The sequence below is a fragment of the Singulisphaera photorubra genome (genome assembly GCF_045290345.1).
Classification (GTDB): Bacteria; Planctomycetota; Planctomycetia; order Isosphaerales; family Isosphaeraceae; genus Singulisphaera.
The window spans coordinates 10,572,203-10,583,647 of sequence record NZ_CP155447.1 but is presented as its reverse complement, the minus strand read 5'-3'; the positions used below and the strand labels follow the sequence as shown (position 1 = coordinate 10,583,647).

At 62.9% G+C, this 11,445-nt stretch carries 8 protein-coding genes and 1 pseudogene; 4 read left to right on the top strand and 5 right to left on the bottom strand.

Annotated features, from left to right (window positions below; all coding sequences use genetic code 11):
• Positions 1 to 55 precede the first annotated feature (55 nt).
• Positions 56 to 1,168 (top strand): D-TA family PLP-dependent enzyme, encoded by a 1,113-nt coding sequence (locus tag V5E97_RS39535; RefSeq protein WP_406697048.1) that lies wholly within the window; start codon positions 56 to 58, stop codon positions 1,166 to 1,168.
• 369 nt (positions 1,169 to 1,537) lie between these two features.
• On the opposite strand, the gene V5E97_RS39530 is transcribed toward V5E97_RS39535, so the two are convergent.
• Complete coding sequence (locus V5E97_RS39530; protein ID WP_406697047.1) at positions 1,538 to 3,019, bottom strand: hypothetical protein; 1,482 nt, start codon at positions 3,017 to 3,019, stop codon at positions 1,538 to 1,540.
• 254 nt (positions 3,020 to 3,273) lie between these two features.
• Here V5E97_RS39530 and V5E97_RS39525 point away from each other — a divergent pair.
• The 3 genes and pseudogenes from V5E97_RS39525 to V5E97_RS39515 all read left to right on the top strand — a co-directional run bounded on the left by V5E97_RS39525 (position 3,274) and on the right by V5E97_RS39515 (position 8,681).
• A pseudogene (locus tag V5E97_RS39525) lies at positions 3,274 to 3,986 on the top strand (FKBP-type peptidyl-prolyl cis-trans isomerase).
• A gap of 235 nt (positions 3,987 to 4,221) precedes the next feature.
• Positions 4,222 to 7,161, top strand: coding sequence for a DUF1553 domain-containing protein (locus tag V5E97_RS39520; RefSeq protein ID WP_406697046.1), 2,940 nt, complete (start codon positions 4,222 to 4,224; stop codon positions 7,159 to 7,161).
• Positions 7,162 to 7,244: 83 nt separating this feature from the next.
• Entirely contained in the window at positions 7,245 to 8,681 is a 1,437-nt protein-coding gene (locus V5E97_RS39515; RefSeq protein ID WP_406697045.1) for a DUF1501 domain-containing protein, read from the top strand.
• Positions 8,682 to 8,697: 16 nt separating this feature from the next.
• Here the strand turns inward: V5E97_RS39515 and V5E97_RS39510 are convergent, their stop codons facing one another.
• The 4 genes from V5E97_RS39510 to V5E97_RS39495 all read right to left on the bottom strand — a co-directional run bounded on the left by V5E97_RS39510 (position 8,698) and on the right by V5E97_RS39495 (position 11,376).
• The gene (locus tag V5E97_RS39510; protein ID WP_406697044.1) at positions 8,698 to 9,297 is read right to left on the bottom strand and encodes a methyltransferase family protein; all 600 of its coding nucleotides are present in this window, start codon (positions 9,295 to 9,297) and stop codon (positions 8,698 to 8,700) included.
• Positions 9,298 to 9,547: 250 nt separating this feature from the next.
• Positions 9,548 to 10,456, bottom strand: a complete 909-nt coding sequence (locus V5E97_RS39505; protein WP_406697043.1) for a PI-PLC domain-containing protein — start codon at positions 10,454 to 10,456, stop codon at positions 9,548 to 9,550.
• Positions 10,453 to 11,034 (bottom strand): O-methyltransferase, encoded by a 582-nt coding sequence (locus tag V5E97_RS39500; RefSeq protein WP_406697042.1) that lies wholly within the window; start codon positions 11,032 to 11,034, stop codon positions 10,453 to 10,455. The genes V5E97_RS39505 and V5E97_RS39500 overlap by 4 nt, the downstream gene beginning before the upstream one ends.
• A 33-nt stretch (positions 11,035 to 11,067) precedes the next feature.
• A complete protein-coding gene (locus tag V5E97_RS39495) occupies positions 11,068 to 11,376 on the bottom strand; it encodes a hypothetical protein (RefSeq protein ID WP_406697041.1) in 309 nt (102 codons plus the stop codon).
• Between the last annotated feature and the right edge of the window lie 69 nt (positions 11,377 to 11,445).

The following is an 11,445-nucleotide window of genomic DNA, read 5'->3' as shown; positions in this document are numbered from 1 at the left end:
CAGAATAGGCTTGTTCTCCCGTTGACTGGCAGAACCCCCGAGGAAGGGCACGTTGATGGATTCTCGCTATCCGCTGAACGATACCTCGCGACTCCTCAGTCCGTCGCTTTTGATTTTTCGGTCGATTCTCGAGCGGAATCTCGAGGCCATGATCAAGCTTGCCGGGGGCGCCGATCGACTTCGCCCCCACGTCAAGACGCACAAGATGGCCGAGATCGTCCGGCTGGCGGAACGGAAAGGGATTCACAAGCACAAATGTGCCACGATCGCCGAGGCTGAAATGGTCGCCCAGGCCGGGGGAACCGACGTGCTCCTCGCCTATCCGGTCGTCGGGCCGAATATCGCTCGACTCGCCCGGCTGATCCGCGCGTTCCCCGAGACCCAGTTCCGGGTCCTCGTGGACCATCCCGACTCGGCCCGTGCCTTATCGAGTGGCCTGGCGGGGATCGAGAAGCCGCTTTCGGTCCTGATCGACCTCGAGGTTGGCATGGGCCGGACCGGGATCGAGCCGGGTGAGGCCGCGGAAGAACTCGCGACGTTGCTCGAGCGACTGCCAAACCTCGTGCTTGATGGGTTGCACGCTTACGACGGCCACATCCAGGAGGCCGATCTGGACGAGCGCAAGCGAGTCGCAGCGCCGGGGGTTGAGAAGACGCTTCGGCTCCAGGAGCGACTCCGTCAGCGCGGGATCGCGGTTCCGTTACTGGTGCTGGGCGGAACTCCGACCTTCCCGGTCCATGCGGCTCTGGACCGACCGGGCGTGGAGTGCTCGCCGGGCACCTGTACGCTGCATGACAATGGCTATGCCACCAAATTCCCTGACCTGCCGTTCGTTCCCGCCGCCGTCTTGCTGACCCGGGTGATCAGCCACCCTCGACCCGGCCGCCTCTGTCTCGACCTCGGTCACAAGGCGGTCGCCGCCGACCCTGTCGGCGCTCGGCTCACGCTGCTCGATATCCCGGCAGCGACTCTCGGCGGCCAGAGCGAAGAGCATCTCGTCGTCGAGACCCCACAAGCGAGCCAGTTCCCGCCGGGGACCGCCGTCCTGGCCATTCCCACCCACATCTGCCCGACCTGCGCTCTCCATCGACGGGTGTACGTGATCGAGGACGGAGAACTCGTCGACGAGTGGGACGTCACCGCCCGCGATCGCTCGATCGGCCTCTGACGCTCGAAACCAGAACGGCAAATCATTCGCCTTGATTCTGGTGATAACGCTTCGCCGAACCCGTTCTCCCCTGCGTCATCGTTGGCCCAAAAATTCCCGTAGGGAGGGCACGGCCCACCATCTTATACCTCTGTTTTGGCAAAGAATTAAGAATGGTGGGCCGTGCCACCCTACGGGAAAATTCGAATTCTGACCGCTGATGGGTCGTAACTCGTTTATGGAGTCGTCGCGGGTTGGGCGAAGCCTGATTTTGGGAGCGTCCCTGAAGGACCGCGGCCAGGGTGGTTTGCCTGTTCTTGGCTGGAATGGTCGTCCCAGGGAATCTGCCGACCGATCTCGTCTTCCGAGTGGCTTCGGTCGGCTTCAATGTCACTCCTTGGCTTTCGCGACCTCGTCGAGCAACCGAAGCACCTCGGCGAGAATTTTCGGCTCGGCCCCGATTTCGAGGCAGCTCGAACGAGCACGCCAGGTCTCATAGCCTCCGAGTGCGTGCCGCGCGGGGGGCGGGATATAGCCGTTGTAACCGTTGGCCAACTCGATGGTGAATGTCGGCTTCAACGGACTCTTTTGCTTGATCGCCAGGCCGGTCTCGGCGAACGTTTCACAGGGGATGGCTGCAATTCCAAGGCTACCGACGCGGAGGGCCTGGAGCTTGAGCTCCACCTCCTTGGGAAACTCGCTCAGGAGGACCGTCTCGCGCGCATAGATTTCGCCGAAGCCGCTCAAGGTTGGCTTCTTGACCGCGGCCAGCACCTCCTTGGCCCGCTGGATCTCCTCCGCGTTGGGAAGACGGAGGGGGAGGGTCAACTTGGATTCGCGCATCACGAGTGGCACCGCATCGTGATACTCGATCTTCTCGTAGGCGGCGAACGCGGCGCGTGCGACGCTGTCGGCCACCGTGTCGATGGTCAGCGGCTGTTTCGGTTTGCTGTAGTCGTAGCAGTGGAGGTTGCCGCTGGTGCCATTCGACATGATTCCGACAAACGCGGGGTTGGACTTCTCGGCCCCGACCAGCGTTTTGATTCGCTCGGCGAACCGGCCGAAGTAGTCGGCCGAGGCGGCATTCGGGGGCACGCCGTAGCCGGCATAGTGCATCGAATAATTGGCCAGGATCGCGATCGGCCGGCCGTCCTTTGCCTTGACGGCGAGGAGGGACACGTCAGGATCGACCGGGGCGGTCGGTTCGATGGCGTTTGGGTTCTGGTAGCCCGGATGCATCTGGACCTGGTCGTCCTTGGTTCCTCCGAACGGATTGGTGAGGGCGGTTCCCGGCTTCATCAGCCAGTCCCGGCAGAAGACCTGAGTCGGGTCCTGGCCGACCCCCCAGCCGATCTGGGCCGGTTCCCGGTTCTTGAACGCCTTGCCGACGCCATCAACGATCCGGTCGATGAGGAACGCGGTGTAGTCGGCATCCGGCTCGGATTGGAACACACCGACGACCGCGGGCGCGGAGTGGGTATGGGTGGCCGACATCAGCATCCGCTCGGTCCGGATTGGCGTGGTCTCGGCGATCCGGCGTTTGGCCTCGTCGAAGATCGGGCGGCTGATCAAACAGCTATCGACGACCACGATCGCCACGGGCGCTTTGCCGTCGTCGAGCACGAGGCAACGCGCGTGGAGTCGATCGAGAGCCGAGCTGCCCGCACGATCATGCATTTGCCCGTTCAGTGAGATCGGAAACCGGGTCGGCGTGATGTCCGCCGCGTTGGCGCCGGCCTGAAATACCTTCGGCTCGTCCGCCGAGCTTGCGGCTCCCCCCGTGATCCAACCTGCCAGGAAAATGGCGACGATCAGGATCGACCGGCCGCCCGATCGACAATCCCCGTTCCGTAATCTCGCACGGCGTCTCATGAGAGTTCCTCGCTCGCGGTACGAACTTGAAAAGGCTGACTGACACTGAGTCGCCCACAGCGTATCGCTCTCCCAGGCGAGATCCCAGTGGATAGCGTTTCCGCGGCTCAGATGACGATATCCCTGTGAGATGATCTCGCTTGATCCTCGGGGTCTAGTCTCTGGTTCTGGTCGGTTGTAAGATAGTAGGTTTGCCACAGGGCGAACCCTGGGGCCTGATTGGGCGAGAACTTCCAGAAAGATAAGGACAACGGATGAAGGGTTTCATCATCGCCACGGCGGGCTTGGCCCTCATCGCCGTCACGGCGTTGGGTCAGGCTGAAAAGGCCGCCCCTGCCAGCGGCGGCGCTGCCGGCGTGAAGGACTTGAAGAAGAAGGCCAGTTACGGGATCGGCGTTGGCATTGGCAAGTCGTTCAAGACTCAGTCGGTCGACATCGACCCTGACGAGCTGGCCAAAGGGATCAAGGACTCGATCGAGGGCAAGCCTGCCCTGACCGAAGAGCAGATCCGCGAGGTCTTGATCGCCTTCCAGGAAGAGATGCTCAACAAGGTCAAGAAGGATAGCGAGGCGTTCCTGGCCAAGAACAAGGCGCAAAAAGGCGTCGTCACCACGGCCAGCGGTCTCAGTACCAGATCCTCAAGGAAGGCGTTGGCAAGTCGCCGAAGCCGACCGACAGTGTGACGGTGAACTACGAAGGCAAGCTGATCAACGGATCCGTTTTCGACAGCTCGGCCAAGACCGGAATGCCGGCAACCTTCCAGGTCGACCAGGTCATCAAGGGCTGGACAGAGGCGCTTCAGCTCATGAAGCCGGGCGCGAAGTTCAAGCTCTTCATTCCCTCGGAACTCGCCTACGGCGCACGGCCCCCGGGCAGCGGGATGATCCGCCCCAACGACGCCCTGATCTTTGAGGTTGAATTGCTCGGCGTCAACGCTCCCGCCGCCGGAGCGGCGGCTCCCAAGTAATCTCACCGCTCGACGACCCCCGCGCCTAGCCGCCCGGGGGATCGGCCCCTTGCTCCCGCTGGAGTGAACGACTCGGCGGGGGGAGGAGGTCGAGAACCCGATTGATCGAAATCGCGACCGCGCCCATGATGGTTTCGATTCCCACCACCGAAGGCGGCCCCCCAAAAAAAATCGACCCCGGCATCGTCTCGCCTGATTGACCTCGCCCCGGGGCCGCGACAATGGAGACCGGCTCATGGCGCGATCGACTCGCCCGATCCTCTCGAGCTTGACGCTCGTTCTCGTGGGTGGCTTCAGCCTCCTGACGCAAGCCGACGAACCGGTCAAGGATCCCGCGGCGCTCGAATTCTTCGAGAAGGACGTTCGCCCGCTCCTCGTCGCACGCTGCCAGTCGTGCCATGGAGCCGAGAAGCAGAAGGGGCACCTGAGGCTCGACTCGCGCGACGCGATTCTGACCGGCGGGGACACGGGCGCCGCGATCGTGCCGGGAAAATCGAATGAAAGCCTGTTGATCGAAGCGATCAACTACGGCGACCTGTATAAGATGCCCCCGAAGTCCAAGCTGTCAGACGCCGAGATCGCCACATTGACCCGGTGGGTCGAGCTCGGGGCCCCCTGGCCTCCCCAGGAAAAGGCGAGCCGATCCCCGACCAGCACCAGCGCGTTCGACCTCAAAAAACGCGCCGAGCACTGGAGCTTCCAACCCCTTCGAGTTCCGTCGCCCCCCGCCACTCGTATGAGCGGCTGGATGAGGTCTCCCATCGACGGCTACATCCTCTCGGCCCTGGAAGGGCGTGGACTCGCTCCCGCGCCGGAGGCCGACAAAAGGACGTTGATTCGGAGGCTCACCTTCGACCTGACCGGCCTGCCGCCCACTCCCGCCGAGATCGAAGCGTTCCTGGCCGACTCCTCACCGTCGGACTTCGAGACTCTGGCTGAGCGATTGCTCGCGTCCCCCGCCTATGGTGAGCGTTGGGCCAGGCACTGGCTCGACCTGGTCCGCTATGCGGAGACGGCTGGACACGAGTTCGATTACGACACTCCCGACGCCTTCCGCTACCGCGACTATGTCGTTCGGGCCCTCAACCTTGACCTTCCCTACGACCAGTTCGTGGTCGAGCACCTCGCGGGAGACCTTGTCGACCCGCCGCGCCGCCACCCGTCTGCTGGTTTCAACGAATCCATCCTTGGCACTGGGTTTTATTTTCTCGGCGAGGGGACTCACTCGCCGGTGGATCTTCTCGAGGACGAAGCGGCTCGCGTCGACAACCAGATCGACGTCCTCTCAAAAACGTTCCTCGGTCTGACCGTGGCCTGCGCCCGCTGCCACGACCACAAGTTCGACGCGATCTCGACCAAAGATTATTACGCGCTCTCCGGCTATCTCCAGAGCTCGCGACATCAGCATGCCTTTATTGATCCGCCCGCCCCGATTCGGGCCAAGGTGGCTGAGCTGGAATCACTCAAAAACTCGGTCAGGCGATCGCTGGGCACGCTTCCCGCCGCGACGGCGAGCGTGAGGGAGGAGGGAGCCTCGCTCCTCTTTGAAAATTTCAACGCGTCGGATTATGAAGGTTGGTTTGTTTCGGGAGATGCGTTTGGGAGCCGGCCCAGTCAGAACGGTGATCTCTTGCTGTCCTGGCAGGGAGAGACTCCGTTCGCTTCGTCGGTCGCGCCGGGACAGGCACATAGCGGTCTGGTCTCCAACCGGCTCGAAGGGGTGCTCCGCTCGCGGACCTTCTCTCTCGAGAAGCGGTATATTCATTGCCTGGCCTCGGGCCGCCGAGGTCGTCTGAACGTGGTCATCGACGGGTTCGAGAAAATCCGCTCGCCGATTTATGGCGGCCTCACGCTCGAGGTCGAGTCCGACCAGCCTCGCTGGTTCAGCATCGATACGGAGATGTGGGCCGGCCACACTGCCTATCTCGAGCTTTCGGACGGCGGGACCGTCGACTATACCCAAGGCAAGGGTCGATACGTCGATGGCTTGGGCTTTCTGGCGGTCGATGAGATCCGCTTCTCCGACCAGGGTACCCCCCCTGCTCTTTCTCCGGTCTCGGCCGTCGATTCGGTGGACCTCAGCCGGATCGAAGATCCTCGTCTTGCACGCGATCTCGCGCGGTATCGCGAGGTGGAAGCGACAATCCTGCCCCCGACCTTGGCACTGGCGATCACCGATGGAACCGGAGAAGACGATCGAGTTCACATTCGCGGGAGCACGAAGACACCGGGAGAGATCGTCCCTCGTCGCTTTCTCGAAGCGATCGCCGGGCGCGAGCAGCCCGCACCGGCGTCGGGGAGCGGCCGGCTCGACCTCGCGCGCCGGATGGTCGATCCCGCAAACCCACTCGTGGCTCGCGTGATGGTCAACCGGATCTGGAAGCACCACTTTGGCCAGGGGATCGTCCCGACTCCCGACGATTTTGGTGTCATGGGGCGGGCCCCGACTCATCCGGAGCTACTCGACGACCTCGCCGCTCGGTTCATGGCGAGCGGTTGGTCGATCAAAGCGATGCACCGGTTGATCGTGCTCTCGAGCACGTATCGGATGAGTAGCCGGCCCGTCGAAGCGGCCGAGTCGGTCGATCCGGACAACCAACTTCTGCACCGGATGAACGTTCGCCGACTCGAGGCCGAAGCGATTCGCGACACGCTTCTCGCCGTTTCTGGCCGACTGGACCCCAGCCTGTTCGGTCCCAGCGTGCCCCCTCACCTGACGTCGTTCATGGAGGGCCGGGGTCGGCCCTCGAGCTCGGGGCCGCTTGATGGCGATGGCCGCCGCAGTCTCTACATCAACGTCAGGCGGAACTTCTTGAACCCGATGTTCCTGGCCTTCGACGTCCCTTCCCCGTTCTCGACCATGGGTCGGCGGAACGTCTCGAACGTCCCTGCGCAGGCGCTGACGTTGCTCAACGATCCCTTCGTGATTGGCCAGGCCACACGCTGGTCGGAGCGACTCCTGGCCAATCAACGAACCGGAGCGACGCGTCGGGAACTCCTGACGCAGATGTATCTCACCGCCTTTGGCCGTCCCCCGACCGATCGGGAGATCGGCGCGGGACTGGCGTTCCTCGACTCTCAGGCCGGCTCGTCAGGCGCGGGGACCGATCCCCGAGCGTGGGCCGATCTTTGCCACGTTCTGATCAATGTTAAAGAATTTATCTACGTGAATTGATGTGAATGTGGGGTCCGCCTGCCAGGCGAAAAGTGACGATGGTGGGTTGTCCCCACCGTTACGGGATGTCCGCGAGGGCCGCCATGCACTGCAATCGTTTCCAGACCGCGCCCTTTTCACGCCGCGAGATGCTGACTCGATGCGCCAACGGGTTCGGAGCACTGGCACTCACGGCCTTGCTCGACGATCCTGCGTTTGGCGGCTCGGCCGATCGGCCTGATTCCGCGGCGGCCTCTTCTCGTCGTACTCACTTTGCGCCCAAGGCAACGAGCGTGATCTTCCTGTTCATGGACGGCGGGCCATCGCAGGTGGATACGTTCGACCCGAAGCCGCGGCTCGACCGGGAGCACGGTCAGCCGATCAAGGTCAAGACGCATCCGACTCAGTTCAATAACGTCGGCAACGTCCTCAAGTGTCCCTGGGCCTTCCGCAACTCCGGTGAGAGCGGCATCCCGGTCAGCGACCTGTTCCGGAACGTGTCCGAGTGCGTTGACGACATGGCGATCGTTCGCTCGATGGTCTCGAATTTCTCGGAGCACACCAGCGCCAACTATTTCATGCACACCGGGAGCGGGCTGCAAGGGCGGCCCAGCCATGGGGCCTGGGTGACCTACGGGCTTGGAAGCGAGTGCCAGGACTTGCCCGGCTTCGTGGTCTTGAACGGCGGCCTGATCCCACCGGGGGGGGCCGATTGCTTCAACAACGGCTTTCTCCCCGCAACTTACCAAGGGTCGGTCTTCAAAGCAGGTCAGGAGGCCGTCGCCAACATCCAGGCGTCCTCTGCATCGTCGGCCGAATCCCAGCGCAGGAAGCTCGGGCTGCTGCGGTCGCTCGACCTGGGGGTGCTCGACCGGATGGGCCATCACGACAGTCTCGAGTCGTCGATCGCCAACTATGAGCTGGCCTTCCGGATGCAGGCCGCGGTCCCGGATCTCTTGAACCTCGAGAATGAGTCGAAGGCGACCCAGGCGCTCTACGGCCTCGACGAAACCTATGTTCCTACCCAGATCTACGGCCGGCAGTGCTTGCTCGCCCGTCGCCTGGTCGAGCGCGGCGTTCGGTTCATCGAGCTGCTCTGCCCTAATGTCGGCGCTGACCGCTGGGACCAGCACTCCAACCTTAAAGTCGGGCACGAGAACAACGCCCGAGCGGTCGACAAGCCGATTGCCGGGCTGTTGAAAGACCTCAAAGCCCGTGGGCTCCTTGATACGACCCTGGTCGTCTGGGCCGGCGAGTTCGGCCGCACTCCGATGGCCCAGGGCTCCGACGGCCGCGACCACAACCCGTACGGCTTCACGGTCTGGCTTGCCGGCGGCGGCATCAAGGGGGGAACCATCCACGGCGCGACCGATGACTACGGCTATCACGCTGTCGAGAACAAGGTGGAGATCCATGATTTGCACGCCACGATGCTCCACCTGCTGGGCATGGACCACACACGACTGACCTCCCGCTTCGGTGGCCGCGACATGAGGCTTACCGACGTCCACGGCGAGGTGGTCAAGGCGATTCTCGCCTGAGCGAGCGCCCGAGGGTTCAGGACGAGGCATGCCGCCTGGGGAACATGAACCCAGTCCGGCTCCGGTAGTCCCGGTAGGCTGAACCGAACCGAGCCTCGAGCTGCGCCTCCTCCGTTCGCGAGCGGACGATCAGGAGCGTGAGCGCCACGCCGCCGACGACCGCGAGCAGGACGTTGGCGGTGAGCAGGCTGAACGACAGTATGATCAAGAATCCGGCAAGGTAAAACGGGTGGCGCACCCAGCGGTACGGACCGTTCGTGACGAGCGTCGCGTGCGCTCGGACCGTTACCGTGTCGGTCAAGTTCGGGCCGAGCGTGTGTAACACCCAAAAGAGCCAGGCCCCTGCCATCAGGCCGACCGGAAGTCCCACCCATCGGAGCCAGATCGGCAGATCGACTTGCGACCAATGCAAGAAGCGGGGGTCGATCAGATAGGCCAGGATCGTCAGCATCCCCAAGATTCCCGAGAGCCGTAGCGCAATCAGAATGAAAAGGCCTTCGTCTCGGCGGCGGAGCGGCTCGCCCGTCGCGGCCCTCCATCGGTGGTACGCTCCCACCGGTAGGAAGATTGCAATCAGCCCACCAATCGCCATTTGAAAGGAGAACTCGGAACTCATGTCATTCTCCAGTTACCTTTAGAACAACCGTTGATCCAAGACTTCAATCGGCAGAGTACCACCTTCGTCTTTTGTTGGCAAAATAATTATTTTGGTTAGCCGAAAAATAAGGCAGGCAGTTCGGCGGGGAGAAGATCAGGCGAGCATTGCGTGGGTTGCTTGGCTTTGGCGCTGCGCGTGGGAGTGGGACAGAAGCCAGGGAGTTTACGCTCCCCGCGCGTCTTTCAGGGGCGGGCGGAAGCCAGGAATGTCAACGGCCGCTGAGTGCCTGGGCGATCGCGGAGTATTCATCGGTCGCGATCCAATCGACGCCGGCGTTGGCGGCGGCCTGCCAGCGGATCCGGGCTGAGTCGTCGTCCTGGAAACGGTAGGAGCTGAGAGCGGGGCCGATATGGCCGTTGAGGCAGTAGAACCGGGCACGGAAGCCCTGGCGGTGGACGTGCCGCATCAGAGCGCTGAGGCGAGCGATGTCCTCGTCGGTCCAGGCACTGGCCAGGGGGGGGCCGCCGGCTTCGACGTTTCCCCAATGAAAGGTCAGGAAGCGGTGGTAGGCCGTGGCGGGGGAAGGTGCGTAGTCTTCGACCTTTTTCTTGAATTGGCCGCCGCCGAAAACCTTGTCGCTGAAGGCACGGTAGGTCCCCCCCGCTGGGATCAGCGCGTCAAATTGCGCTTTGGCTCGTTCGCTCCCGGTGAAGCAGACGGTCAAACGCCGGACGGTCAGGGGACTCTCGGCCGCCTTGGGCGCGGTCGAGAACCAATCGGGGTGAGCCTCCAGAAACGCCTGGAATTGAAGGATTGCGTCGAGGTTGTCGGTCTTCCAGTCGATCGCCAATACGGTCGGAGCCTTGTCCGCGCGAGGTTGGCGCCAGTGGGCTTCGAAGGCCGGAACGAGGTAGGCTTCGAGATCAGGGTAGGTCTGCCCAGGGCGAGGGGTCGCATCATGCCCAACGATCAGTTTCTTGTGGGCTGCGTCCCAGCCCAGGTCGATCTCGATGTTGTCGATGCCGAGCGCGAGGGCTTCAACCACACGATTGGTACTGACACTGTTGGCCGGATAGCAGTTGTGCGCCGAGACCGGTAACGTCCTGGGCGGCTCGGCCAGAACGAGCGGTGTCGCGAGAGCCGATACCAAGGCGAGAACGAGTGCGCTGGTTTTCATCCTGGCAACTCCGCGCGTCGGATCGTCAGTTCGAAGCCGTTTCCGACCGGGACGTGGCAACTCACGACTCCCGGTCGCGACCGAAGATGAGCCACGAAGGAGGCCAGTTCCTCGGCGTGCGTGGTCGTGTTATCGGTCACGATCGTGGCGGTCGGTGCCAGGAGTGGCCAGATGGCGTCGAGGTACTCGAACGACTGGCTCTTCTGGGCATCAATGAACACGAAGTCGAACGCCAATCCCGGCTTCATCCCCTCGAGCGTGTCGCGGGCGTCGCCCGGGTGAACGGTCGCCACGCCGTCCAGGCCGGCCTCCTTGAGGTGCCTGGTGGTGGCGGCGACCTTTTTCGGATCCTGTTCGAGGGAGTGGACGTGGCCCCCGTTTTCGAGCGCGGCCGCGGCCAGATGCAGCGTCGAGAACCCGTAGCTGGCGCCGATCTCGCAGATCGAGACGCAGCGTCCGAGCCGGACGAGCTGTGTCAACAGGGCCGCCTCGTCGCGAGGAATCTGCCAATGATCATCGACCGACTCGCGGAGCCGATCGACCTGGTCGACGACTCGCTGGATTTGCCCTGGAAACATCAGGAGAGACTCCCGCAAGCAAGGTCCGTCCGTTTATTCGTCGAGTCGGACGTGCTGGATGTTCTCGGAATTGAGCCAGCCGAGCAGTGACTCTTGTTCTTCGGTGATCTCCACCTCGGTCATGTTGGCCGTGTCGAGGGGAGAGACCAGATAGAAGACCCCTTCGTCGAGCCATTTCTCGACTTCTCCGGCGGCGAACCAGTATTCGTTTTCGCCGAGCGGCGGCACTCCAGGCTCGCCGTGTGCGCTCATGAAATAGACGAGCTGGGTGCGAAGGCGGGGCGAGATTGCTCTCGGCTTGACTTCGGTACGGTCGAGGGGAACGAGTTCGGGACGAGCCATTCGTCAGCACCAAGCTTGTGAGAGGAGGATCAAGGGAAAGGGAGGACGCGACTGATCGAGGGCCGCACT